This window comes from Klenkia sp. PcliD-1-E (assembly GCF_024124375.1).
In the GTDB taxonomy this organism is placed as follows: Bacteria; Actinomycetota; Actinomycetes; order Mycobacteriales; family Geodermatophilaceae; genus Klenkia.
The window spans coordinates 1-24,391 of sequence record NZ_JAMXRZ010000042.1 but is presented as its reverse complement, the minus strand read 5'-3'; the positions used below and the strand labels follow the sequence as shown (position 1 = coordinate 24,391).

Below are 24,391 nucleotides of genomic sequence, written 5' to 3'. Positions count from 1 at the left end.
TATCGGCAAGGATCAGGCCGTGGTTGAGCCGGGGTCCGGGGTCATCGACGGCAGCCGCTGCGACCACGGCTCGAACCAGTGCTGCTGGCCGGGGGGAAGACCCGCGCGCCAGGCCTCGCCGTCGTCGGTGCGCCGGCCGTCGCCGTGCAGCGACGGCCGGCCGCGGGCGGCCTGCACACCGAAGGCGGCCGTGACCAGGGCGGTGGCGATGCCCTTCCGGCGGTGCCGCGGGGCGACGTACAGCTGGTGCACCAGGCCGGTCCCGGTCCACCACCGGACCGCGGCCACCTGCTGGTCACCGCGCACACCCACCGCCTCGTCGGGGGTGAGCACGGCGCCGTGCGCGTGCCGGGCGTCGGAGAAGGCGAGCAGGGTGGCCGCCGGCGGGTCGGCGGCGGGCTCGTCGAGCTCCACGAACCAGAGCAGCGGGACGCCGGGCTGGTTGACCAGCACCGACCGCACCGGGCCGCCGTCCGTGTAGGTGACCGAGAGGGTCCACCCGGGGGGACGGCGGTCGTCGGGCTGGCCGACGTCGCTGCCGAACGGGTACTCGTCGGTGTCGACGCCGGTCAGGGTCACCCGCGCCGGCGAGCCCGGCACCGCCTCGTGGCGGTACCGGGCCCACCAGCCGCGGGGCTCAGACCCGCTGTCGGGCACGGCGTCGCAGGACGGAGCCGGTGCCCAGCGCACCGGCGCCGAGGACGACGAGGCCGCCGCCCAGCAGCGCCATCGTCTCGACCGGGGTGCCGGTCGTCGCCAGCGCCGGGGCCGCTGCCGCGGGGGCCGTGGTGGTGGGCGCGGCCGCGGCGGTCGTCGTGGCCGCGGAGGCGACGCCACCACCGGAGGTGCTCGGGGCGGGGGCGCCCGAGGCGAGCGGCCCGGCGACGGTGCGGAGCACCTGCGCCGGCGTTGAGGCCGCAGCCTGTCGGGCGGTCGTGACGATGCCGAACGCGTCCGCGGCGTCGGGGGTGTAGCCGGCCGGCATCGCGGTCGGGGTCAGCAGGTAGCCCTCGGCGGGGAGGAACCAGCCGCTGAAGATGATCCGGCCGGTGCCGTCGCTGGTGCCGGTGCCGTAGGAAATCGGCGCGGACCCCTCCCGGGCGAAGCCGTGCCGGAGGTGCAGCGAGCCCGAGGTGTCGGAGGTCGTGGTGGTGGCCGCCGGGCTGGAGGTGTCGGTGGACGGCGTGCTCGCGTCGCTGCCGCTGCTGGGCGCGGTGCTGTCCGAGGTCTCCGGCGCGGTGGTCGTCGTCGGCGCCGTGGTGGTGGGCTCGTTGGTCGTCGGCACCGTGGTCGTGGGCGCGGTCGTCGCGGGAAGGCACTCCGCGGGGACCGCGCCGGCCGAGGGCGTCTGCGCGCCGTCGCCGCGGTGCGGGTAGTCGGGGCCGGTCAGCTCGTAGGCCGCGCAGCCGACCGGGTCGCCGGTGGCGGAGTCGGTGACGGTGGTGACCAGCTCGGTGCGGAACAGGGAGTCGTTGCCGACCGGAACGGCCCTGGGCAACTGGAACGCGCAGGTAATCGATCCGCAGACGGAGAGGCTTGCGGAACCGGCGTTCCGGTCGAGGCCGGCCGTCGCCCGCTCCTGGGTGAGGGTGTAGGTGCCCGGCGGGAGGAAGGCGTTGGAGCGCATCGACGCGAGCCCGACCCTCGAGCTCCCCATGGGGTCGGAGCTGGTGAACGTGCAGACGCCGTCGTCTCCCGTGGTGCACTCGTAGACCACACCGGTGGGGGTGGTCGGAGTGGCCCGGAAGACCGCCCCGGACAGGTCGAGGTCGTTGGGGACGGGACCGGTCGGTGCGACCCGGACGTCGAACGACTTCCCGGTGCCGAAGTCCCCGGCCAGCGGTGAGGCCAGGACGGCTGAGGCCTCTTCGGGGGTTTCCTGCAGCGGGACGGGGCCACCGCTCAGCTCCTCAGGCTGGTCAGCGGTGGGGTCCTCGATGGCGAACGCGGCCGGGGCGAAGACGCCGCCGGCGACGAGCAGGCCGAGGCCGAGGGCTGAGCCGCGCAGCAGGCGGCGGGTGGTGCGGGGACGTGACAGCGCCACGGGTGTTCTCCTTCGCACGCCGCCGGTCGTCCGGCGGGATCGTGCGCAGCATCGGCAGTGCCGAGCTGTTTACTGCGGAGTTCCAGTGCAGCGGAGCGAACTACCTCGTTCCGTCGTCCCACTCGTCCCGTGCGCCCCAGGGCCGGAGTCAGGCGGCCGTGGTCACCTCGGCCTCGAACGGGACGACGAGCTCGCGGGACTCGGCCCGCTGGTCGGCGATCCGGATGGCCCGCCCGATGCCTACGGCGAGGACCAGCCCCAGGAGGACCCATCCGACGAGCAGTGCGATGGCCATGCACACAGCATCGGCTGCCCACGACCGGAACTGGAGCCCCCGGAAGTGGGGATTCCACAGAGACCGGTCACGAAGGGTCAGTAGGCACCGAACGCTCACCACGGCTCTTGGTGCGTTGCGAAGCATCATGGAGACCGAGGGCAGGGACCAGTTCTCGACGTAGTGGACGTCGATGCGCTCCGAGGCGTCCCAGGACAGATCCGACCGTTCGCTGATCTGCCACAGGCCGGTCATGCGCGGCAGGATCAGCCTTGGACGGCGCATGTCGACGCCGAACACTCTGGTTCCCCGGGCGACGTGCGGGCGGGTCGACGAGGGACAGGTCGCCAGTGACGACGTGGATCGGCTGCCGCATCTCGTCGGGGGAGTTGCAATACTGGAACGCGCCGACCCAGTTCACGTGGAGCACTGCCAACTGGACACCCGCGCCTTCGTCCGGTGGGGGGATCCGGGGTCCACGACCGCCGGAACCTTCCACCGGCCGCGAGCCGTGGCGACGGTAACCGCTCTTCTGTTGGTGCACTCAGCGTGCGGCTGTACGGAGCGCCCTTCGCAGAAGGACCACCGCGGCGACGAGGCCGCCGGCGTTGCCGGCAAGCAGGCCGGCCACAGCGGTGATGACGAGATCCGCGCCGTTGGAGCCCAGCAGGAGTCCGACCGTCAATGCGACAGCCAGACCGGTGAGGAGACCAAGGACCAACAGCCACCAGCTCTGTCGCAGGACCTCGCGCACATTGGCACCCACCGTCGCTCCTCACCAGTCGCAACCGGCGGCAAGTCGACCGGCGGATCCGAACCTAGCGTGATCGAGCCACTACCCCAGGCGACTGGCGCAAGACTCGTCCCGTGTCGGCCCCACTCGCCCCACCCGCCCCGGAGCAGTTGTCAGCTGGAGCGCGCGGAGTCCACCAAGGGTCCGATCTGCTGGGCGAGGAAGACGTGGCCGGCGTCCAGCAGGGATATGTCGTCGATCGGCGACACCAGACCGGCTGGGTTGGCGAACCAGCCCAGGGCCAGTGGGTCGACGTAGATCGCCCCGGCCGCCTCTGCCGCTGTCCGGACGGCGGTTGACACTGCGGTGAGCTCGGCCGGGGGGCTCGAGCTGCTCCAGCACGGCCCAATGACCACGAGCTTTGTATCGGGGTCGGCGGCCAGGATGGCCTGGTAGGTGGCGCTGGCTGCGGCCCGCACTCCGTCAGGCGGGGCGGCGACGTCATTCCGGCTCCCGAACACCACCGTCACGGTGGCGTCGGCCGACGGCTGCGCCCGCACCAGCTGCGGGTAGGTCTGCCCGGTCGAGCCTGGCCGCATGTAGCCCGTGAGCGTCGCGGCCCGCAGCTCCAACTGCATGCCGAGCTGCTCCGCGACCAGGGCCGGCCACCCGGCTGCACCCTCGCCGCCCTCGGAGTTGCCCGAGGAGTACCCGTCGCCGTAGACCGCGAGCACACCACTCTGCGACGGCCTCGCAATCGTCGAGGAGGCCGAGCTGTCCGCGCCGGGGGTCGCGCTGGTGCGCGGTGGAGCTGCGGTACGAGGGCTGGCCGTCGTCGCGGTCACCACTGAGCCCAGGTCGACGTCGGGAGCACCGTTGCTGCGCTGCGCTAGCAGGAGGACGAGGCCGACGTTGGCGAGCAGGAGCACGACGATCGCGATCAAGCCCCACCGCGGAGGACGCTCCAAAGAAGACACCCGCGTCAACCTACTGACGCCAGGGGCACTGACATCTGCAGTCCGGCGAGCCCGTCACATGCCGCAGCCGGCCCAGAGCTGACGGGCAGCTTCGCGGGACTCACGAGATTGCCCTGGCGATGCACCCGCATGCGTTCGCCGCGGGCCACGACAGGCGGATGCTGCCGTCCTCGGCTGGGTCGAGGCGAGCCTCGCCCTGGTCTGTCGTCACCGCAATCCTGGATCGACGGGCAGACCGGTACAGCTACGCGGAATCGGGACGGTGCTTCTGTTCCCCGGGCTCGCCTGCATCACCGCCGCCCGGGGGTATGCGCTGCACATCGATCTCCAGCCCCGAACTGGTACACCGGAACGGGTCCGCCGCGACCGAGCTGTGGACCAGCCTGCTGGACGACGCCGACGCCGACGTCGCGGCGCGGTTCACCGTGTCGACGCTGCCCAAGCCATACCCGATGACGGCAAAGAAACCTCACCCCCGCTCGTGTCCGCGCCTGAACTGCAGCAACGGCACCACGGGGGCGGCCTGAAGCGGCTCAGCAGGCGGCGATGTCCGCCCGGCCCGTGAGCCAGTCGGCAGGCACGTCCACCAGCTGCTCGACGGGCACCCCTGATGCCCGCCTACGCAGCATTCGGCCTGTCGACATCGCAACCAGCGGAGCGCTCGCGCACCATCCCACCAGCACGACTGCTACCCACCACATCACGGCGACAGGATGGCTGCCTGTCGCCGCCACACGAAGCACCTGTGACGGCGTGTCACCGAACAACTGCGCGCGGTGGGGTCAGTACGCCCCGGACCCGCGCACGACGGCACCGAGGGTCTTGGCCAGGATCATGAAGTCGAACGACAACGACCAGTTCTCCACGTACCGCACGTCGATGCGCACCGACTCGTCCCACGACAGGTCGGAGCGACCGCTGATCTGCCACAACCCGGTGATGCCCGGCTTGACCAGCAGCCGGCGACGCATGTCCACGCCGTACTGCTCGACCTCCCGGGTCACGTGCGGCCGCGGACCGACTAGGGACATGCTGCCGCCGATCACGTTGAACAGCTGGGGCAGCTCGTCGAGCGAGTAACGACGCAGCACCGCACCCACCCCGGTGATGCGGGGGTCGGCCTTCATCTTGAACTGGACGTCGTTGCCATCGTTGGACGTGGCGAACAGGTCGTCGACCTCGCGGTCGGCACCGGGCCGCATGCTGCGGAACTTGAGCACCTCGAACGGCTCGCCGTCCATGCCGATGCGCTGGTGCCGGTAGAAGACCGGGCCCGGGCTGGTCACCTTCACCGCGATCGCGATCGCGACCAGCACCGGCGCGGTCATCAGCACCAGCAGCCCGGCCACCGTGCGGTCGAAAGCCGACTTCGCCCAGCGGCGCGGGCCGCTGAACTCCGGGCTGTCCATGTGCAGCAGCGGCAGCCCGGCGACCGGCCGGATCGCCACCCGGGTACCGACGATCTCGGTGACGGCCGGGGCAAGGAGCAGCTCGGCCCGGGTGGCCTCCAGCTGCCAGCCCAGCCGGCGCAGCTGGGGGCCGTCGAGCTCGGGCGAGGGCAGCACGGCGACCGTGTCGACCTCGTACTGCCGCACCACCTCGGCGACCTGGGTCATGTCGCCAAGCACGGGCAGGCCGTCGAACTGGTCCTGCGACTCGTCGACGCCCTGACCCGGCGGCAGCACGCAGCCGATGACGCGGTAGCCGTGGTGCGCCTCGCGGTCGATCTGACGGTGCAGGTGGGCCACCGCGTTGCGGTGACCGACGATCACCGTGGTCTGGGTGTGCCGGCCGGCGGCCCGCTGCCGGTGCAGCACCGTGCGGGCGACCCAGCGGGCGGCCAGCGTGAGGACGGCCGCCAGCGGGATGGCCGTCATGGTGAACCCGCGGGCCAGGTCGAGCTTGAGCGCCCAGGAGATGAAGGCGACCCCGCCGAGCAGCATCAGGGTGGCCCGACCGACCCGGCGGTACTCCTCGGGGCCAATCCAGAGGTAGCGCTCCTCGTAGGTGCGCGCGGCGAACATCAACGCGACCCAACCGACCGGCATGGCGAAGGCGAGGAACCGTGCCGCCGACTGCGGCACGCCGTCGATCGGGGCGCCGTCGCCGAAGTGGAACCAGTAGCTGACCGCGGTGGCCAGGGTGGCGGCGACGACGTCGAAGAACGCGATCCGGCGCCGGTAGCTGCCCCGCCAGGCGCGGCGGGCATCCGTGCCCTGCCCCCGCAGCCGGGCCACGAAGGGCCATCGACGAGCGCGCAGGGGCCGGGTGGCCCGCACCCGCGGTGCCCGTTCTGCGGTGCTCAGGTCGGTCGTGTCGATCACGTGGCTCGATGTCCCCCGGACGGGGCCCCCGTGGCCCCTCGTGGTTCTCCTCCGCCCGCCATTGGACGCTGACTCGGGTGAACGGTAACGGCCACCGTCACGCTCTGTCGCCCTGGAACAGGTGTTTGCCAGCCAGGGACACATGATGTTCACGATCAACGGGACCTCTCGTGTGCCTTCAGCTACGCAGCGTGACGACGCCCGACGCTGAACGGGCGGAGACGCGCCATCCGAGCGCCGGGCGGGTCCGTGCATGAATCGGGTCACACCGCGGCCCGGCGGGGTGAGCCGCGCCCCCTCAACGCCCGGCCGTACCCGCCCGGGCTCGCAGGTGGTCGGCCAACCGCACCGCCAGCGCCACGACGGTCTGCGTCGGGTTGGCGTGGCCGCTGGTCGGGAAGACGGAGCTGCCGGCCACGAACAGACCCCCGACGCCGAATACCTGCCCGTCGCCGTCGACCACGCCCTCCGTCGGGGTCGCGGCCATCCGGGTGGAGCCCGTGGGGTGGGCGACGTCGAGCACGTCCAGCGCGCCGCCGTCCTCCACCGGGCCGACCAGGCGAGGGACGGGCAGGCCCGCCCGCGCCGCCTCGGCCACGAAGGCCCGGGCCGCCCGGTGCACGGTGCGCTCGTCCTGCTCGCCGATGCGCCAGTGCACCTCGGGCAACCGCACGCCGTGGCGGTCGGTCCGGTCGGAGAGCGTGATGCGGCTGTCGGGGTCGGGCACCTGCTCCGCGATGACGTGCAGCTCCACCTCGCGGAGCAGCCGGAGCTCCCCCCGCTGCCGACCGGCCAACCGCCAGAGGCTCTCCAGCACCAGGCCCGGCCGCCGGAGGATGCGCAGCAGGTTGACCAGGGGGTCCTGCCGCCTGCTCAGCGCGCGCAGCGCCCGGACGGGGTCGCGCTCGTCGATCTCGGCCGACAGGAACAGGGCGGCGTTCACCAGCCCCTCGTCCTCCTGCACCTGCGGGGTGAGCACGAGACCCGGGGTCAGCTGCACCGGCCCGTCCGCCGTGGCCAGCCGCACCGGCCCGAACCACCGCTGCACCACCCGCGCCTGGCGGTCGCTCCAGCGCGCCACCGGGCCGCGCAGGTGGTCCATGAGGAAGCGACCCACGAGGTCGTGCTGGTTCCCCAGCCCGCCGGGCACGTCGCGGTCCGAGGCCAGCAGCAGGCGGGCGTTCTCGATGCCGCCCGCGCAGAGCACCACGGTCGCCGCCTGCACCCGGCGGACCGCGCCGTCGGACCCGCGCACCTCCACCCCCCGCACCCGCCGGTCGCCGGGGCCGGGCTCGGTGTCGACGTGGGTGACCGTGGCGTGCAGGAGGCAGCGCACCCCGGCCAGGTCACCCACGTCCGGGCCCTCCAGCGCCCGCCGCCCGAAGCGCATGTGGTCCCCGGGGTCGACGGCGTCCCGGCTGTAGGTCCACCCGTAGGGCCGGAGCACCCGGCGGTCGACCCCGGGGAAGCACCGCTCCAACCGCTCGGCCACCGCGGCGGAGGTGTTGTCGGCCACCGGCGCACCCAGGTGGGCCCGCGACCGCTCGAGGTAGGGCTCCAGCTCACCCCGCGCCCACGGCCACCCCGAGTGCGGCACCCACGGCCGCGCCCGGAAGTCGACCTCGTCGAACGCCGCCACCCGTCCCGACCACGTCGTCGACGTCCCCCCGAGCACCCGGTTGTGCACCGCCCACGGGTCGGTCACCCGGGGCCGGCCGGTGCTGACGATCTCGGCCAGCGCGTCGGACTCCGCCTCCCGCCGCAACCCGCCACTCTCCAGCAGCAGCACGTCGAGGCCGGACCCGGCGAGCTCCCGGGCAAGCGTCGACCCGGCCGGACCGGTCCCGACGATGCACACGTCCGCGGTGACCACCGCCCCCGCCGGGACGTCACCCAGTTCCGAGACCGCCAGCACGTCCACTCCCTCACCTCGACAGCGGCTGCACAGCCTAGGCCCGACGCGACCCGCGGAGGGCGCCGGAACCGGCCGCTACGCTGGGCCGCCGACCGCTGCGCAGCCGAGGCGCCCACGCGACAGGACCACCGGGGACGAGGCCGACCTGAGCACCGACGACGACCGAGGACCGGCGGCGCACCCGGCACCCGGCACGACCGAGGTCGGCAGTCGACGGGGAGCCTTCGTCGGTGGCATCTGGAACGCGGCCTCCGCGGTCCTGCCGATGTTCGGCACACTCGTGCTCTCCGTGGTCATCAGCCGCGAGCTCGGCGCCGAGGTCCTGGGCGAGCAGAGCGTCGTTGCCTACGTGGCCTCGACCATGGTCTCGGTCCTGATCTACTCCTTCACCCTCGCCAGCGTCCAGGTGATGGCCGCGGCCGGCGGCGTCGGCGACGGACCGCGGCTGGCCTGGGTCTCGCGGTGGAGCTACGCCGCGCACGTCGGCGGCGGTGTCCTCACGGCCGTGCTGATGGTCTCGGTCGGCCTCACCCGCGACGTCCTGCAGGTGCTGTGGTTCCTCGCCGCGGCGACCGCGCTCGTGGACTCGATCGGCTGGGCGCACGCCAGTCGCGACGTGGCCCGGCGCGGCTGGGGCCCCAGCGCGTCCCGGCGGCTCGTGGCGCAGGCGCTGAGCCCGGTCGCCGGGATCGTCGCCATCTACGCCGGCGCCGGCATCAGCGGCGTGTTCGTCGCCCAGCTCGTCATCGCCGTGTGCTTGCTGCTCGTGCTCCGCCGGGCCGACAAGCGCAGCGGCGGGTGGCCCGTGCCGGGGCACGCCCGGCCGGCCTGGCGTCCCGTGGCGAGCATCTGGGGGCTGATCGCCGCGTCGGTCCTCATCTCCCAGATCGTCGAGCGCCGCCTGGAGCTGGTCTTCCTCGACGTCTTCGCCGATGCCCGCACCGTCGCCATGTACTCGGTCGCGTTCTCCGTCGTGGGGTTGGCCACCACCCTGTCCGGCGCGCTGATCGGAGCTGCGGCACCGGCCATCGCCAGCAGGTATGCCCGCGAGCCCGCGTCGGTGACCGACATGATGGGGCACGCCGCCCGGGTGGTCGTCTCCATCGACCTGGTGCTGGCCGCCGGGGTGGCCTCGGTGGGGGCGGCGCTGGTGCCCGTCGTCTACGGCTCGGAGTTCCAGGAGGCCGCGACCCTCGTCCGCCTGCTGTCGGTCCTCCTGGTGCTGGCACCGGTCGGCCAGCTGTGCAGCACGTTCTGGACCGGCGCCGGCCAGCTGCGCCCGGTGCTGCTGGCCGGCGGTCTGGCGGCGGTCGTCGACGTGGGCCTGGCGGCGGGGCTCATCCCCTTCCTCGGCACCACGGGCGCGGTCATCGCCACCTCGGGCGCGCAGACCGTGAGCACCGTGGCCCTGGTCGTGCACACCCGGCGCCGTGGTGTGGCGCTCCACCTGCGTCCCCGGCGCCTGCTGATCACCCTCGCCGCCGCTGCGGTCGCCGGCGGTGCCGCTGCGGCGACGGCGGCCGCGGTCGGCGGCCTGCTCGGGGTGCTGGCGGCGGCCGCGGTGTTCGCCGTGCTCGTCCTGGTGGCCTCCCGCACCGTCGGCCTGGCGGCCCGGGCGGACCTCGAGTGGCTGGCCACCACGGTGCCCGGACCGCTCGAGCGCGCCGTCCGGCTGGTCTCGCCCCGCTGAACCCGGGGGTCAGCCGCCCGTCCGGCCGGTCCAGCGCAGGATCCGGGTGCTGGGCCGCGGCGGACCCGACCCCAGGTTCTGGGCGGCGACCACGGCCGTGCCCAGCGCCAGCCGGGCCGCCGGGCCCCACTCGCGGCGCCGCAGTGCGCCCAGCAGTCGCTGGGCCGCCCGTGCGGTGCGGCGCAGCTGGAGCTGCCGCCACGCCCGGGTGGCCACCCGCCGCTGGGCGGCGGTGTTCTCCGGCGACCGCCACACCTTGCGCCGCACCAGGTCGTGCTGGTGCACCGCCTCGACCACGCGCCGGGTCATCTGCCCGCCGTGCACCCGGTACCAGGCGACCTGCTGCGGCACGGTGAGCACCGGACCGTGCCGCAGCACCCGCTGGTAGAAGTCCCAGTCCTCCATCTGCGTCAGACCCTGGTCGAACGGGCCCACCCGGTCGACGACCTCCCGGCGGAACACCGCCACGGCCGGCGGGTAGAGCGGGCTGACGACGACCGCCTCGTCGAAGGTCAACGGCGCACCCGGGGGCACGGCCACCAGCCGGCGCCCGTTGACCCGGCGGCGGTCCCGTTGGCGGGAGGGGTGCAGCCCGGGGTCGACCGCGTCCCCGTCGCCGTCCAGCAGCTCGGCGTACCCGTAGGCGCCCACCGCGGCCGGGTCGGCCCGCAGCGCGGTCACCAGCACCTCGAGGTGGTCCGGGCACCAGACGTCGTCGGAGTCCAGGAAGGCGACCACCGACACCTCCGGCGACAGGTGCTGCAGGCCGGTGTTGCGCGCCCCGGCCAGGCCGCGGTTCTCCTGCCGGACCAACCGCACCCGGGGCTCGGCCGCCACGACCTGCGCCACCAGCCGCGCCGACCCGTCGGGGCTGCCGTCGTCGACGACCACGCACTCCCAGTGCGGCCAGGTCTGCGCCCGCACCGAGTCCAGCGCAGCGGTGACGAACGCCTCGACGCGGTACACCGGGACCACCACCCCGACCAGCGGGGGTCCCTCGGGCGCGGTCACGGCGGTCGACCCTACCGCCGGACGGCGTCCGCGGAGCCGGCCGTGCCCGCCGCGGTACGGTTCGCCGACCGGCCGCCTGGGCGGTGGCACTACCCGGGGGGCTCCGCTGCGCATCACCCACGTCGTCGGCACCGGCTCGTTCGCCGGGCTCGAGCGCTACGTCGTCGAGGTCTCCGCGGAGCTCGTGGACCGGGGGCACGACCTGGCCGTCGTCGGCGGCGAACCGGAGGAGATGCAGCGGCTCCTGCACCCCGCCGTCCGCTGGGCCCCCGGTGCCTCCTTCACCGAGGCCCTCCGGTCCCTGGCCGGCGGCGGACGTCGTGACGTCGTGCACAGCCACATCTCGAAGGCCGACTTCGCCGCGCTGGCCGCCGCCCCGCTGACCGGTGGGCGCCGGTTCGCGACCCGCCACCTCACCGCCCCCCGCGGTCACGGCCGGGCGGCCCAGGCCCTGGCGCCGGTGGTCCGTCGCGGCCTGACCGCGGAGATCGCCGTCAGCGAGTTCGTGGCGCGGACCGTCCGCCCGCCCTCGGACACCGTCCTGCTCAACGGCGTCCGGCCTCAGGACGAGGTCACCGCACCGCGCCGGCGCGAGGTGCTCATGGCCCACCGCCTGGCCCCCGAGAAGGACACCCCCACCGGGCTGCGCGCCTTCGCCACCTCGGGGCTGGGCGACCGGGGGTGGCAGCTCGTCGTCGCCGGCCGGGGCGACGACCGGGCAGCGCTGGAGCGGCAGGCCGCCGACCTGGGGATCGGCGGCAGCACGCGCTTCGTGGGGTGGTTGACCGAGCCGGCCGCGGCCTTCCGGTCCAGCTCGGTGTTCCTGGCCCCGGCACCCGACGAGCCGTGCAGCCTGAGCATCCTCGAGGCGATGTCGCACGGGCTCCCCGTGGTCGCCGCGGCGTCCGGCGGCAACCCCGAGACCGTCGGTTCCGTGGTCGGCTCGCGCCTGTTCCCGGTCGGTGACGACGCCGCCGCCGGTGAGCACCTGCGGCAGCTCGCCGAGGACGACGCCGCCCGTGAGGCCTACGGCGATGCGCTGCGCACCGCGCAGCGCGTGCGCTTCGCGCTGCGCGGGCACGTCGCCGACCTGGTGGGCGTCTACGAGGGCCGGACGGCCCGCTCCACCTGACCCCCGAGCGAGGGCACCGACCGCACGAGGTGGTCGGCCAGCCGCAGGGCCAGGGCCACGATCGTCAACGTCGGGTTCGCGTAGCCGGCGACCGGGAAGACGCTGCTGCCGGCGACGAACAGCCGCTCGACGCCGTGCACCCGGCCGTCGGCGTCCACGACGCCGTCGACGGGCGACGACGACATCCGCGTCGTGCCCGACGGGTGGTAGGCGTCGACGACCGTGGCCCGCCACGCCTCGTCGTCGGTCATCGCGGGCAGCTCGGTCACCGTCGCCAGCCCGTGGGCCTGCAGGTCCTCGGCCACCCACCGGGCCAGCACCCGGCTGGTGCGCAGCTCGGCCGGGCCGACCCGCCAGTCGACCTCGGCCACCGGCAGGCCCAACGGGTCCAGGCCGGCGCCCAGGCGCAGCCGGCTGTTGGCGTCGGGCTCCTGCTCGAGCCACACCTGCAGGACCGTCCGGGTCGCCGGCCGGCCGGCCGACAGGCCGCGGAACCGGCGGCGGTAGGCCGCCCTCAGCAGCGGCCCCACCGCGCCGACCGAGGCCCGCACGTCCGCCGGCCAGCCCGCCGGGAGCGAGCGGCGGCGCAGCCCACCGACCAGCCGGCGGGCGGCGTCCATCGCGGCGTCGTCGTGCTCGTGCACCACCACCGCGTTGGCGTCGAGCAGGCGTTCCGCCTCCTGGGCGTCGGGCGCCAGCCGCACCTTCGGCCACAGCCGGGTGCCCCCGCGGTACAGGTGCGCCGTCCGGTCCTGCAACCCCGCCGGGTCGGTGGGGTCCAGCTCCAGCAGATCCACGACGGGGTGGTCCTGCAGGAACCGGCCGGTGTGCTCCCGGCCAGAACCCAGGCCGGTGCCCGCCGGGTCGGAGAGCATGAGGATGCGGGCGTTCTCGATCGCGCCCGCGGCCAGCACGACGGCGCCGCCCAGGACCTCGTGGCGCCGGCCGTCCATGGCGCTGACCTGCACGCCGACGGCCATCCCCGACGACGGGCCGTCGCCGCTGCGCAGCAGCACCCGGGTGACGGTGGCGTGGCTGAGCACGGTGGTCGTCGTCGAGCGCTCCAGCCGGCGGCCGTGCGCCGTCCCGAGGAAGGGCTGCGGTGTGTACTCGGTGAAGTCCGGCAGCAGCCGGTCGGCGCGCCACGGCAGCGGGACCACGCCGGGGTGCTCCCTCCACCGGTCCGCGCCGTAGCCCCGGCCGGTCAACCCGAACCAGCGCTCGGCCGCCGGGTACCAGGCAGCGAGTTCCCCGTAGCCCAGCGGCCAGCCGCTCCCGCGCACCCAGTCGCGGGGCGCGAGGTCCAGCGGGTGCATCCGCGTGCACTGCCCGTGCCACAGCTGGGTCGCCCCGCCCAGCACCCGCGCCCGGGCCCCGGCCAGGCCGCGGTAGGCCTGCCCGACGACGACCCCGTCGTTCAGGCCCGCCCGGCTGTCGATGCCGGCCGCGTCGCGCGGGTCACCACCGGACTCCACCAGCACCACCGGGCGCCCGGCGTCCTCCAGGGCGAGGGCGAGGGCCATGCCGGCGGCACCGCTGCCCACCACGACGACGGCCTCGGCGGGCAGGGCCGCCAGCGACGCCGACGTCGCCCGGGCCAGGTCGACGATCACGACCGCACCCGGCCCGCTGCGGCGTGCACCGCGTCGGAGAGCACGTCGCGCAGGGCGGCGGGGGCCGGCGCCCGTCCGCGCACCGCCTGAACGGCCGACACCAGTCGGGCCGGGTCGACGGAGGCGACCACGACGTCGGTGACAGGTGTCGAGGGACCGCGGTCCAGCAGCGCGGCAGCGACGGTCGCCGGCGTGGCCGGGGCGCCGGTCACCTCCGCCCAGCGACGGGCCAGCAGCGGGTCGGAGCCGAGGGCGAGCACGACGCGCTGCAGGTGCTCACCGGCAGGACCGAGCAGGCCGTGCCCGACCCGCACGGTGACGCTGGCGGGCAGCCGGACCGGTGGTGCCAGCGGCCCGACGGCGAACTGCGCCACCGTGAAGACCCCCTGCCCCGCGGCGAGGGCGGCTGCCGTCAGCTCGTTGGAGGTGGCCACCCCGACGGCACCCACCTCACCGGTTAACACGGCTCGCTGCAGCACCCCCACCAGCTCGGGCGTGACCTCGGCCGGCTGGACTTCGTGCAGCAGGAGACGGTCCACCCGGCCGCCCAGCTGGGCCAACGACCGGTCCAGGGACGAGCGCACCGCAGCGGGCTCGAACCGCCCCCGCGCACGTCCCTGGCTGGACCGGCGGAGCCGATCGATGACCGCCGCCGGCAACACCGCCCGGGCCACGGCGACCAGCTGCCGGCCACCCTGCCGGGTACCGAGCGCCGGAGCGAGGCCCACCTTGGTGGCCACGACCTCGACGCCGTCGCGGCCGGCGAGGAACTCGCCGAGCTGCGACTCCGTGCGCCCGCCGCCGTAGGAGGGCGCGGTGTCGAAACGCCGGACGCCGGCGTCCCAACCCGCTGCCAGCACCGCCGCGGATGCGCCGTCGTCGGCCTTGCCGAACAGCTGGGCGGTCCCCAGCACGACCTCCGGTCGGTCCGTCATGAGCTCCTGTGTCATTGCTCGGGATCGGTGACCTCGTCACCGTCCTGCGTCCACCCTGAGGTCTCGAACGTAGTGGCCGGGGAGTTGCTCACCAGGAGCGCCCCCGGGCCGGCGCCGGTCACCGACAGGCCGTCCAGGCTGACGTCCTCGATGCGGCCGCCGCCGTCGCTGATCAACCCGACCCACCGGCTGGCCGACTCGCGGGTCCCCGACAGCTCCAGCCCGGTGATGGTGACGTCCTGCACGACGCGCTCCCCACCGCCGTTGTAGACCAGCACGGCACCGTGGTCGATGTCCTGGTCGGTGTTGGCATCGGTGACCGACCCGCCCTCCACCCGGACGCCGTCGACGGAGGTGGTGTCGTAGCTGGTCTCGGCCGCGACGTAGACCCCGGCCGCGGCGGTGCCCGACACGGTGATGTCGGTGTAGGTCACGTCGGTCCCGCCCACGACGGAGATGCCCCGGGCGTCGGTGCCGTCGACGACCGGGGAGACCACCCGGATGCCCGCGCACGGGTCGCCGTCCTGGGCGTAGGACACCACCGCCACGCCGTCGTCGCCGACGTCGCGGACCACCGGCTGGAGCACCTCGCCGTCGGACGCGCCCCCGGTGATGTGCACCCCGTCGGCTCGGGTGCCGCTGACCTGCACGCCGTCGAGCACGAAGTCACGGGTGCCGTAGACGTAGATGCCGGCCGCCGCCGACCCCTGCACGGTGACGTCGCGCACCACGACCCCGCGGTGCCCGTCCAGCCACAGCCGCTGCTGCTCGAAGGCGTCGAACCGCCGGGACGTCGGCACGATGGTCAAGGTCACGTCCTGGACGACGACGTCGTCCGCGGAGACGGCCAGCGACGACCGCTCCTCGTCGGTGGCCAGCAGCGTGCCCCCGCCGGTGAGCACCGCACCGCGGACGGCCAGGGTGACCACGTCGCTGACCGCGTAGGTGCGCCCCTCCCCCAGCAGCACGGCCCCGCCGGGCTGCACGGCGTCGAAGGCCGCCTGCACGGCGGCGGTGTCGTCGGTCGTCCCGTCGCCCACCGCACCGAAGTCCTCGACCCGCACGGCGTCCGCAGGGTCGTAGAGACCCTCGTCGGGGCTGCCACGACCGACGAGCCACCACGTGACCCCGGCGGCGGCGAGGAGCACGACGACCGCCGCGGCGACGAGCAGGGGGCGGCGGCGCCTGCGGGCCGTGGTTGCGGCGTCCTGCGGCGTCTCGGTGGGGGGGACCGTCGAGCTGCCGGTGGCGGCCATGAGCGCTGTCCCGTCGTCGGAGGGGCGGGGTGGTCGTGCGGCTCTGCACACACCTGGTGCGCCGGCGGGCGCACGGAACCTGCCACGGAGCCCGTTCGTGGATACTCGGGACCCCGGCCCCCGCCACGGGGCGGTTCGGCGTACCGGTAACCATACCGCGCGTTGCACGAGGTCGGCCGGGATGAAGGGGAGCCACCACCGTGACCAGCCAGGCCGTACCCGGCGCCGATGCCTCTGCCGAGGACCCCGCCCGCCGCGGCGGATCGGGTCGCCGGCGCAGAGCGCTCGTCGGCGCCCTCCTGGGCGCCGTCCTCCTCGGTGGCCTGGGTGCCGCCCTCGCCGCGGGCGCCGACCCCGAGGTGAGCGCGTCGGCCCTGGTGCAGAGCTACCCCGACCCGGGGTCGGTGGAGAACCCCACCACCGGGACCGTCGACGGCGACCAGGCGGCCCGCAACGCCACCTACGTCGAGACCGAGCTGGTGTCGCTCAACAGCGCCGACCTGGCCGGCCAGGTCGCGGCGGCGGTCGGCCAGCCGGTCGGGGACGTCCAGCTGGAGGCCGTGCGGGTCGGGGACTCCAACGTCATCACGATCACCTCCACCGCCGCCACCGCCGCCCAGGCCAGCGCCCAGGCGCAGTCTGCCGCCGACATCTACGTGGCCGGTCGGCAGCAGCGGCTGGCCGACCGCATCACCGGCCTGCTGGGCACGGTCGAGACCCAGTTGACCAACAACCAGCAGGCCCTGGACGCGCTGCCGAACCCTCCGCTGAACGGCGTCGACGTCAACCAGCAGCAGCGCGCGGCACTGGCCCAGCAGAACGTGGAGCTGCTGGGCGCCCGCGACACCCTGCAGCGCGCGGCCGCCGACACCGGCCAGGTGGCCGGGGTCATCCAGCAGGCCACCGTCCAGCCCAGCGGCGCGCTCTCCAGCGCGGTGCTGACCGTCGTCGCCGCCGTGCTGGTGGGCGCCCTGCTCGGTGGCGTGCTCGCGCCGGTGGTGTCCTCGCTGCGCGGTCGCGTGCGCGACGCCCACGACGTCACCGGGCTCGGCGTCCCGGTGCTGAGCCCCGACCTGCCCGCCTCGACGCGCGGCCGCCGCGCCGGTGACCTTCGACGGGCCGTCCAGCTGCAGGCCCTGCAGCTGCCCGACGGGCCGGTCCACGGCGGCAGCCTGGCCGTCGTCGCCCCCGGCCGTGGCGTGGGTACGACCTTCACCGCCGTCGCGCACGCACGGCACGCCGCGCTCCGGCGCCCGACGCTGCTGGTCAGCTACGACCTCGAGGAGGCCGCGGACGTGCTCGGCGGGCTGCAGGGCCCGACCCTGCTGGTGCTCGGCGGTCGGCGCGACACCGCCGGGCACCGCATCCCCGACGCCCACCCGACCGAGCTCCAGGTCCGCAAGGTCACCGGCACCCCGGGCCTGGCCGTGCTCGAGGTGCCCTCCGGCAGCGGCATCGACGACGTCGTGACCAGCGGGCTGGTCGACGCCGCCGCCGATGCGGGCTGGGCCGTCGTCGTCGACGCACCGCCGCTGGACAGCTCCGACGAGGGTCTGCGGGCCGCCCTGCAGTGCCGCGAGACCGTGCTGGTGACCGCCACCGGCGGCAGCCGCGTCGACGACGTCGACCGAGGGGTGCAGATCCTGCACGGCGCCGGCGCCACCCCCGCCGGCATCGTGGTCAACCACGCCCCACGCGGACGGCGCCGCCCCAGCCGGGCCCCGTCGCCGGTCGGCCCGCCGCCGGCGCCGGACGCCGCGGCCGACCCCGCGCCGGACGAGGTCGAGCCGACCCCCGCCTCGGCCGGGCCCGACGTCCAGGTCGACCGCACCGAGGACACCGGCCGGATGCCGGTGGTCCCCGAGGAGGACCGGGCCGGGCTGCCCGTCAACCGTGGGTGACCCGGTCCTCTCGCTGGTGGTGAGCACCGTGGGCCGACCCACGGAGTTCGCCCGGCTGGTCGACTCCCTGGTGCGCACCGCGCCGGCCGGGCAGGTCGAGCTGGTGGTCTGCGACCAGAGCGCCGACCAGTCGTGTGCCACGCTGCTGGGCGAGCTGGACCCGCCGCTGCCCTGGCGGACCACGACCTCGGGCAGGGGCGCCTCGGTGGGGCGCAACGCAGGGCTGCAGCTGGCGCGCGGGGACCTCCTCGGGTTCCCCGACGACAACTGCTGGTTCCCGGCCGGTGCCCTGCACCGCGTGCTGGCCACCTTTGCCGCGGAGCCCGGCCTGGCCGGGCTCTGCGGTCAGCAGCAGACCCCCGACGGTCGGCCCTCGATGCTGCGCTGGCCCGACCGGGGCGGACCGGTGACCCGGACGAACTTCATGAAGACCTCGATCATGAGCACGATGTTCTTCCCGCGCGCCCGCCTGGACCGGGTCGGCGGCTTCGACGAGGGCATGGGGGTGGGCTCGGCCGGCTGGTACGGCGCCGGCGAGGAGTCCGACCTGCTCCTGCGCGTGCTCGACGACGGCGGGACGGTCCGCTACGACCCCGCACTGGTCGTCCTGCAGGACGAGCCGCGCGACGCGGCCGACGACCGGTTCGTCGCCAAGATGCTGCGCTACGGCTGCGGCAACGGTCACCTGTGGCGCCTGCACCGGCTGCCCCGCTGGTTGCTGGCCTGGTACTGCGCCCGCAAGGCCGTCGGCGCCGGGGTGCGGCTGGCGCTGGGCCGGCGCTCGTTGGCCCGGGCCGACCTCGCCTACCTGCGCGGCACCTGGGCCGGCTGGGTCGACCGCCGACCGCGCGACTGGCCCGCCGGGGCCGGGTCGTGACCGGCCCGGCCCCGGCCCGGGCGCCCTGGTGGATCACCCCGGCCGGGGCCCTGTCGCTGCTCGTGCCAGTCACCCTGCTGCTGACCTGGCGGCTCGACGACGCCGCGTTCCGGTTGTTCTACCGCACCGGCAAGTCGGTCACCGACAGCACGCTGCTGCTCATCGCGGTGGCGGCGCTCGTGCTGGCCGGCGTCGCCACCGCCGCCGCCGTGCTGGCCCCGCGCAGCCGCCGCACGCTGTTCCCCGTCCCCGGGGTGGTCCCCGACCGCCTCGCCGCCTCGGCGCAGGGCCTGTTCTGGGTGACCCTGGGCGGTTACGTGCTCTACACCGCGGCAGGGATCGCCAACGGGCTGGACCCCGCCGCGGTCGTGCAGTCGCTGCTCACGCAGGAGAACTACAGCGGGCAGGCCAAGCAGGCCCTGCAGGGCATCGCCGGGGTCACGAGCCTGACCCAGGTGGGCATCGCCTTCGTCGTCGTCGCGACCTGGGTGCTGGTCACCCGCTGGCAGCGCCGGCTGGCCTGGCAGTTGGCCCTGGTGCTGTTCCTGAGCCTGGTGCGCTCGTTCGTGGCCAGCGAGCGGCTGGCGCTGGTCGAGGTCGCCGTGCCCGCGGTGGTGATCGTGGTGCTCGCCGCGTCGCGCTCGCGCGTCCGCGCCCGCCGGCTGGCCGCCTCCTGGGCACCGGTCGTGCTGACCCCCCTGGTCTTCGTGCTGTTCGCCGCCTTCGAGTACTCGCGGAGCTGGCAGTTCTTCAAGACCCGCACCGACGAGTCGTTCCCGGTCTTCGCGCTGATCCGGCTGGTTGGCTACTACGCGACCTCCTACAACAACGGCCAGCTGCACCTCGACCACGACCCCTACCCGGGCCGGTTGCCGCTGGACTCCCTGTCCGCGTTCTGGACCGCGCCGGGCATCGCCCAGCTGCAGCTGTACGACCGGTTGTCGGCTCCGGAACCGGCGGTGGCGCAGAACGTGCTGGAGCGCTTCGGGAACCCCGAGTTCAACAACCCCGGCGGGTTCACCACCCCGTTCGTCGACTTCGGCACCGTCGGCGGGGTGCTGTTCTTCGTCGTCCTGGGACTGGTGATCGGCCTGCTGTTCCGCGGCTTCCTGGAGGGCTCCCCGCTCGGCACCCTGCTCTACCCGATGGTGGTCACCGGCCTGCTCGACCTGCCCCGCTACCTGTACTGGACCCAGGGGCGGGTGGTGCCCGCCGTGCTGGCCCTGCTGGTGGTCGCCCTCTACGTGGGTCGCCCCACCACGCAGCGGCGCGCACCGCACCTGCGCTCCGTGCGGGACCGCGGCACCCGCCCGGCGCACGGCCTCACCGTGGGGGCGGGCCGATGACCCGGCCACTGCGCTGGCTGCTCATGGCCGGCCACGTCCCGGGGAACGCCCGCGGCGGGGGCATCGTGCGCTACACCGTCGAGCTGGCCCGCGCCCTCCGGCGCCGGCCCGACGTCGAGCTCCACCTGCTGGTCGACCCCGCCGCCGCCGTCGGCCTGACCGACCTGGCGGGCGACCGCGACCGGTTGCTCGAGCTGCCGCCGCTGCCGGGCCCGGCCGTGCCCGCCTACGAGCGGACCGCGCTGGGCCTGCGGCTGCGTGGCCGGTACGACGTGGTCCAGGGCGTCAAGCACCTGCTCCCCCGCGGCCTGGGCCGCACGCACGGCGTCCTCACCGTCCACGACATGCTGCTCATGGACCGCCCGCAGGACTTCGGCACCGCCAAGCGCACCCTGCTGCAGCTGCCCTACGCCGGGTCCATCCGCGGCGCGGACACCCTGGTGTGCGTCAGCGCGGCCACCCGCGCCCGGCTGAGCGCCTTCGACCCCCGCACCGCCGCCCGCAGCACCGCCGTCCCGCTGGCCACGAGCCCCACGCTGCTGACCGCGGAGCCCCGGCCCGTCGAGGGGCTCGGGGACCGCCCGTTCGCCCTGGTGGTCGGCGACACCCAGCCCCGCAAGAACCTGCCCACCGTCGTCACGGCCTGGCGGCAGGTCGTCGCGCGGCGGCCCGACGCCGTCCTGGTGCAGGTCGGTCCGCCCCCGTGGGGCGAGGAGTCCTACGGCCCGGACTTCGCACCGCTGGTGGCCTCGGGCCACCTGCGCCAGCTGCAGGGCGTCGACGACGGCACGCTGCGCTGGGCCTACGAGCAGGCCGCCGTGGTGCTGGCGCCCAGCCTGGCCGAGGGCTTCGGGCTGCCCGCGGCCGAGGCGCTGGACCTGGGCGCACCGCTGGTCACCTCGACCGACGCCGCGCTGGTCGAGGTCAGCGGTGACCGGGCCCGGCACCTGCCGGCCGAGGACGTCGACGGGTGGGCCGCCGCGGTGCTCGAACAGCTGGCCGCGCCGCGGCCGACCGCCCCGGCACCGGCTGGACGCCGCACCTGGGACGACGTCGCCGAGGGCACGGTGGCCGCCGTCCGGCGGGGTCAGGCCGGGCGCACGCCCTCGACGTAGAGGCTCTCGTCCGCCCGGTGCGGGGCGTCGGGCACCGGGTGCACCCGACCCTGGCCGTAGGCCGAGACCTCCACGTCGACGAAACCGGCCGCGCGCAGCAGCTCGACCAGCGTCCCGGCGTCCCAGACCGAGACGTGCCCGTGGTCGTAGACCACCTCGGCCAGCGCGAGCAGGTCGGTGGGCCGGCCGGGCCGGACCTGGTCGAACAGGTCGGGTCCGGTGCCGGTGCCGGTCACCCGGGCGGTGTACTCCCGGGCCCAGCGGCCGAAGTCCGGGACGCTGACCCGCACCACGCCACCGGGCCGGAGCAGCCGGGCAGCCTGGTCCATCGCGGCCAGCCCGACCGGGGCGGGCAGGTGCTCCAGCACGTGCTCGAGGAAGACCGCGTCGACCGACCCGTCGGGCAGGGGCAGGGGCCGGCGCAGGTCCCACACGACGTCGGGGTGTACGCCCCACAGGCCGTGCAGGCCCCACAGGTCGACGTTCACCCAGCCCGCCGCGTTGTAGGTGCCGCTGCCCAGGTTGAGCAGCAGCGGCTGACCGGAGGCGTGCAGCTGCTGCAGCCGGCGGGCCGACCGACCGGCCACCAGCCGCGTACCCAGCATCTTGACCGCGGCGCGCTGCTTCGGCCCCAGGACGGTCCGCAGGGCGCCGAGCAGGGTGCCCACCCCGGCCTCCGGGACGGTGTCCGACCGGGACGTGAGGTACCGGCGCAGGTCCTCCCGCGGGCCCGCGGCCACCACCGGCACAGGGGTGGGCACCGTGGTGGGCAGGGTGTCCATCGAAGTGCCTCCGCAGGGTGCTCCCCGGGCGCGCGCCGGTCCGGGTGCGGTGAACCTAGACCCCGCAGACGGCTGGGCGCACCGGTGCGTGCCCCCGTCGGGTGAGGTCAGCCGGCCAGCACGCCGGCCACGACGTCCCGCACGCGGTCACGGAACGCCGCGCGCGAGAACCCCTCGGCGTGCGTGCGGATGGCGGCCCGGTCGTAGCGATCCGGGTCGAAGTCGCGCAGCGCGGTCGCCCATGTCGCGACCTCGTCCTGCGGTGCGACGGGGGGCACCAGCTCGCCGGTGACCCCCGGGAGCACGGTGTCCTGCGTACCGCCGGCGTCGACCGCGATCACCGGGGTGCCGCAGGCCTGGGCCTCGACCGGCACGATGCCGAAGTCCTCGACGCCGGGCATGAGCAGGGCGGTGCAGCTGCGGAACAGCCGGCGCAGCTCGGCGTCGTCGACCCGGCCGACGAAGCGGGTGTGCGGCCCGGCGACGGCCTCCAGCTCGGCACGCGCCCGGCCCTCCCCGGCCACCACCAGCGGCACCCCGGCCGCCTCGGCGGCCCGGACGGCCAGGTCGGGCCGCTTGTAGGCGACCAGCCGGCCGGCCAGCAGGAAGAACTCCTCGCGCGGCACGGCGGGGTCGGGCCGGTAGCTCTCGGTGTCCACCGGCGGGTGGACGACGGTGGCCGGCCGGCCCCACCAGTCGTTGATCCGGCCCACGACCGCGGTGGAGTTGCCGAGCAGGGTGTGCACGCGCGCGGCTGCCCGCACGTCGGCCGGCCGGTAGAGCGCGGAGAACGCGGCCAGCCCGGCGCCGCCGACCCGGCCGCCGATCTCCCCCGCCCGCATGGCGGGGTCCCAGGCCCACCGGGCCGGGGAGTGCACGTAGGACACCACGGGCGCGTCGGTGGCGTGCACGACCTGGTTGGCGAAGGCGTGGTGGGAGGCGACGACGACGTCGGACTCCGGCACCGGCAGCCGGCGCACCGCGGCGGGCAGCACCGGCAGCAGGTGCGCGTAGGTGCGCCCGCGCAGCAGCCGGCTCAGGGCCGTCGTGCGCACCCGGGGCTCGATGTCGGCGGGCATGACGCCGGGCAGGCCGATCGGCGCCAGCACGGGGGCGTCGGGCCACTCCCGGGCCAGCTGCTCCACCACGGCCTCGGACCCGGCGAACTCGGTGAGGCGTTCGTGCACCAGGGTCACGCGCGGGGGGGTCGTCACCGCACGAGCCTGTCACGGCGGCTCAGCGGAAGTAGCCCCCGGTCCGCACCAGGGCGGCCCCGTTGCGCAGCACGGAGCCAAGGGTGAACGTGGTGGCGTCCTGGTTGCTGACCAGCGCGGCCGGCCGGGTGTCCCCGGTGATCGCGATGGCGCTGAGGGTGACGTCGCGGATGCCCGGCGAGGACGGGTTCGTGATCAGGCCCAGCACCCGGCTGACCGTGGCCCGGTACCCGGTCACCGCCAACCCGGTGACCGTGACGTCGGAGACCAGCTGGTCGGTGGTGCCGTTGTAGACCAGCACGGAGCCGTGGTCGATGGCGGTGTCGTCGTTGGCGTTGGTGATGGTGCCGCCGCTGACCCGCACGCGGGCCACCCCGGTGGTGCCCCAGCCGCCCTCGGCGGCGAGGTAGACCCCGGCGCCGTAGGTGTTGCGCACGTCGATGCCGGTGATGTCCACGTCGGTGCCCCCGACGACGGACACGCCGCGCCCGCCCGTGGACCCGTCGACCGAGGGCGAGGTGATGGTGATCCGCGCGCTCGGGGCGCCGTCCTGGCGGTAGGAGACGACCGCGACGCCGTCGTCGCCCACGTCCCGGATCACCGGGGACAGCACCCGGCCGTCGCTGGACCCCTGGGTGATGTGGATGCCGTCGGCGCGGGTGTTCTCCACCGTCACCCGGTCGAGCAGGAAGCCGGAGGTGCCGCCACCGACGTAGACGCCGGCCGCCGCGGACCCGTCCACGACGACGTCGCGCACGACGGCCCCGGTCGCGCCGTCGAGCCGGAGCCGCTGCTGCTCGTAGGCGTCCCACCGCCGGCTGGTGCCGGAGATGGTCAGCGTGATGCCACTGACGGTCACCCCGGGTGCGGCGATCGTCAGCGACGAGGTGGCCTCGCGGGTGGCGCGCAGGGTGCCGCCACCGGTCAGGGTGACCCCGGCGGAGCGCAGGGTGAGCACCCGGCTGTGCGCGAAGGTCGAACCGGCCGGGAGCATGACGACGTCACCGACGCCGGCCCGGTCGAAGGCGGCCTGGATGGCGGCGGAGTCGTCGGTGGTGCCGTCGCCGACCGCGCCCGTGTCGAAGGGCGAGATCAGCCGGACGGCACCCTGCACCGGAGCCCCGCCGGGTGGCACCGACGGGGCGGCGGGCAGGGTGGCCGGCCGCGCCGGTGCGGTCGGGGCACCGTCGGCCGCGGAGGAGGTGGCCGCCGACGGCGTGGGGCAGGCGGGAGCGGCGGTGGCGTCCGGGGT

Annotated in this window: 20 protein-coding genes; 6 read left to right on the top strand and 14 right to left on the bottom strand. The window is 75.0% G+C overall.

Annotation, left to right across the window (positions count from 1 at the left end; genetic code table 11):
* Positions 1–12 precede the first annotated feature (12 nt).
* The 7 genes from NH342_RS24195 to NH342_RS10410 form a co-directional block, all read right to left on the bottom strand.
* Positions 13–657: an N-acetyltransferase gene (locus NH342_RS24195; protein WP_253014496.1), complete on the bottom strand. Its 645-nt coding sequence runs from the start codon at positions 655–657 to the stop codon at positions 13–15.
* On the bottom strand, positions 638–2,044 hold the full coding sequence (locus tag NH342_RS10435; RefSeq protein ID WP_253014494.1) for a prealbumin-like fold domain-containing protein: 1,407 nt from the start codon (positions 2,042–2,044) through the stop codon (positions 638–640). Before NH342_RS10435 ends, NH342_RS24195 begins: the two co-directional genes overlap by 20 nt.
* A gap of 148 nt (positions 2,045–2,192) precedes the next feature.
* The gene (locus tag NH342_RS10430; RefSeq protein WP_253014492.1) at positions 2,193–2,339 is read right to left on the bottom strand and encodes a hypothetical protein; all 147 of its coding nucleotides are present in this window, start codon (positions 2,337–2,339) and stop codon (positions 2,193–2,195) included.
* Between the two features lie 523 nt (positions 2,340–2,862).
* Entirely contained in the window at positions 2,863–3,084 is a 222-nt protein-coding gene (locus NH342_RS10425) for a hypothetical protein (protein ID WP_253014490.1), read from the bottom strand.
* 140 nt (positions 3,085–3,224) lie between these two features.
* Positions 3,225–3,995 (bottom strand): SGNH/GDSL hydrolase family protein, encoded by a 771-nt coding sequence (locus tag NH342_RS10420; RefSeq protein ID WP_253014488.1) that lies wholly within the window; start codon positions 3,993–3,995, stop codon positions 3,225–3,227.
* 815 nt (positions 3,996–4,810) lie between these two features.
* Positions 4,811–6,352 carry a sugar transferase gene (locus NH342_RS10415; RefSeq protein ID WP_253014486.1) on the bottom strand — a complete coding sequence of 514 codons (1,542 nt, stop codon included), beginning with the start codon at positions 6,350–6,352 and terminating at the stop codon, positions 4,811–4,813.
* Between the two features lie 298 nt (positions 6,353–6,650).
* Entirely contained in the window at positions 6,651–8,273 is a 1,623-nt protein-coding gene (locus tag NH342_RS10410) for an FAD-dependent oxidoreductase (protein WP_253014484.1), read from the bottom strand.
* Between the two features lie 259 nt (positions 8,274–8,532).
* Here NH342_RS10410 and NH342_RS10405 point away from each other — a divergent pair, with 259 nt between their 5' ends.
* Positions 8,533–9,957, top strand: coding sequence for a polysaccharide biosynthesis C-terminal domain-containing protein (locus NH342_RS10405; protein WP_253014482.1), 1,425 nt, complete (start codon positions 8,533–8,535; stop codon positions 9,955–9,957).
* 9 nt (positions 9,958–9,966) lie between these two features.
* On the opposite strand, the gene NH342_RS10400 is transcribed toward NH342_RS10405, so the two are convergent.
* Positions 9,967–10,968, bottom strand: a complete 1,002-nt coding sequence (locus NH342_RS10400) for a glycosyltransferase family A protein (RefSeq protein WP_253014480.1) — start codon at positions 10,966–10,968, stop codon at positions 9,967–9,969.
* On the opposite strand from NH342_RS10400, the gene NH342_RS10395 reads away from it, so the two are divergent.
* Complete coding sequence (locus tag NH342_RS10395; protein ID WP_308200636.1) at positions 10,898–12,100, top strand: glycosyltransferase family 4 protein; 1,203 nt, start codon at positions 10,898–10,900, stop codon at positions 12,098–12,100. The genes NH342_RS10400 and NH342_RS10395 overlap by 71 nt on opposite strands.
* Here NH342_RS10395 and NH342_RS10390 read toward each other — a convergent pair.
* From NH342_RS10390 to NH342_RS10375, 3 genes are read right to left on the bottom strand one after another with little or no spacing between them, the layout of a single operon-like run.
* A complete protein-coding gene (locus NH342_RS10390; protein WP_308200635.1) occupies positions 12,070–13,713 on the bottom strand; it encodes a GMC family oxidoreductase in 1,644 nt (547 codons plus the stop codon). The two genes, NH342_RS10395 and NH342_RS10390, sit on opposite strands and share 31 nt — an antisense overlap.
* Positions 13,710–14,648 (bottom strand): aldo/keto reductase, encoded by a 939-nt coding sequence (locus NH342_RS10380; RefSeq protein ID WP_253014464.1) that lies wholly within the window; start codon positions 14,646–14,648, stop codon positions 13,710–13,712. The genes NH342_RS10390 and NH342_RS10380 overlap by 4 nt, the downstream gene beginning before the upstream one ends.
* A gap of 11 nt (positions 14,649–14,659) precedes the next feature.
* Positions 14,660–15,904 carry a glycosyl hydrolase family 28-related protein gene (locus NH342_RS10375; RefSeq protein WP_253014462.1) on the bottom strand — a complete coding sequence of 415 codons (1,245 nt, stop codon included), beginning with the start codon at positions 15,902–15,904 and terminating at the stop codon, positions 14,660–14,662.
* Between the two features lie 200 nt (positions 15,905–16,104).
* Between NH342_RS10375 and NH342_RS10370 the strand changes: the two genes are divergently transcribed.
* The 4 genes from NH342_RS10370 to NH342_RS10355 are packed head-to-tail and all read left to right on the top strand — an operon-like array spanning position 16,105 to position 21,143.
* Positions 16,105–17,805 carry a hypothetical protein gene (locus NH342_RS10370; RefSeq protein WP_253014460.1) on the top strand — a complete coding sequence of 567 codons (1,701 nt, stop codon included), beginning with the start codon at positions 16,105–16,107 and terminating at the stop codon, positions 17,803–17,805.
* A complete protein-coding gene (locus NH342_RS10365; RefSeq protein WP_253014458.1) occupies positions 17,798–18,682 on the top strand; it encodes a glycosyltransferase family 2 protein in 885 nt (294 codons plus the stop codon). The genes NH342_RS10370 and NH342_RS10365 overlap by 8 nt, the downstream gene beginning before the upstream one ends.
* Entirely contained in the window at positions 18,679–20,028 is a 1,350-nt protein-coding gene (locus tag NH342_RS23415) for an O-antigen polymerase (protein ID WP_253014456.1), read from the top strand. Before NH342_RS10365 ends, NH342_RS23415 begins: the two co-directional genes overlap by 4 nt.
* Positions 20,025–21,143: a glycosyltransferase family 1 protein gene (locus tag NH342_RS10355; protein ID WP_253014454.1), complete on the top strand. Its 1,119-nt coding sequence runs from the start codon at positions 20,025–20,027 to the stop codon at positions 21,141–21,143. The genes NH342_RS23415 and NH342_RS10355 overlap by 4 nt, the downstream gene beginning before the upstream one ends.
* Here NH342_RS10355 and NH342_RS10350 read toward each other — a convergent pair.
* From NH342_RS10350 to NH342_RS10340, 3 genes are all read right to left on the bottom strand, one after another.
* Entirely contained in the window at positions 21,116–21,925 is an 810-nt protein-coding gene (locus tag NH342_RS10350) for a methyltransferase domain-containing protein (RefSeq protein WP_253014452.1), read from the bottom strand. The two genes, NH342_RS10355 and NH342_RS10350, sit on opposite strands and share 28 nt — an antisense overlap.
* A 107-nt stretch (positions 21,926–22,032) precedes the next feature.
* Positions 22,033–23,139: a glycosyltransferase gene (locus NH342_RS10345; RefSeq protein WP_253014450.1), complete on the bottom strand. Its 1,107-nt coding sequence runs from the start codon at positions 23,137–23,139 to the stop codon at positions 22,033–22,035.
* Positions 23,140–23,161: 22 nt separating this feature from the next.
* On the bottom strand, positions 23,162–24,391 hold a 1,230-nt coding region (locus NH342_RS10340), incomplete at its 5' end, for a glycosyl hydrolase family 28-related protein (protein ID WP_305884882.1).

What these genes read in the sequence shown, in the direction of transcription:
- NH342_RS10430 (WP_253014492.1), bottom strand. Translation starts at nt 2,339, where the DNA reads ATGGCCATCGCACTGCTCGTCGGATGGGTCCTCCTGGGGCTGGTCCTC.
- NH342_RS10405 (WP_253014482.1), top strand. Translation starts at nt 8,533, where the DNA reads ATGTTCGGCACACTCGTGCTCTCCGTGGTCATCAGCCGCGAGCTCGGC.
- NH342_RS10380 (WP_253014464.1), bottom strand. Translation starts at nt 14,648, where the DNA reads ATGACGGACCGACCGGAGGTCGTGCTGGGGACCGCCCAGCTGTTCGGC.
- NH342_RS10375 (WP_253014462.1), bottom strand. Translation starts at nt 15,904, where the DNA reads ATGGCCGCCACCGGCAGCTCGACGGTCCCCCCCACCGAGACGCCGCAG.
- NH342_RS10355 (WP_253014454.1), top strand. Translation starts at nt 20,025, where the DNA reads ATGACCCGGCCACTGCGCTGGCTGCTCATGGCCGGCCACGTCCCGGGG.
- NH342_RS10350 (WP_253014452.1), bottom strand. Translation starts at nt 21,925, where the DNA reads ATGGACACCCTGCCCACCACGGTGCCCACCCCTGTGCCGGTGGTGGCC.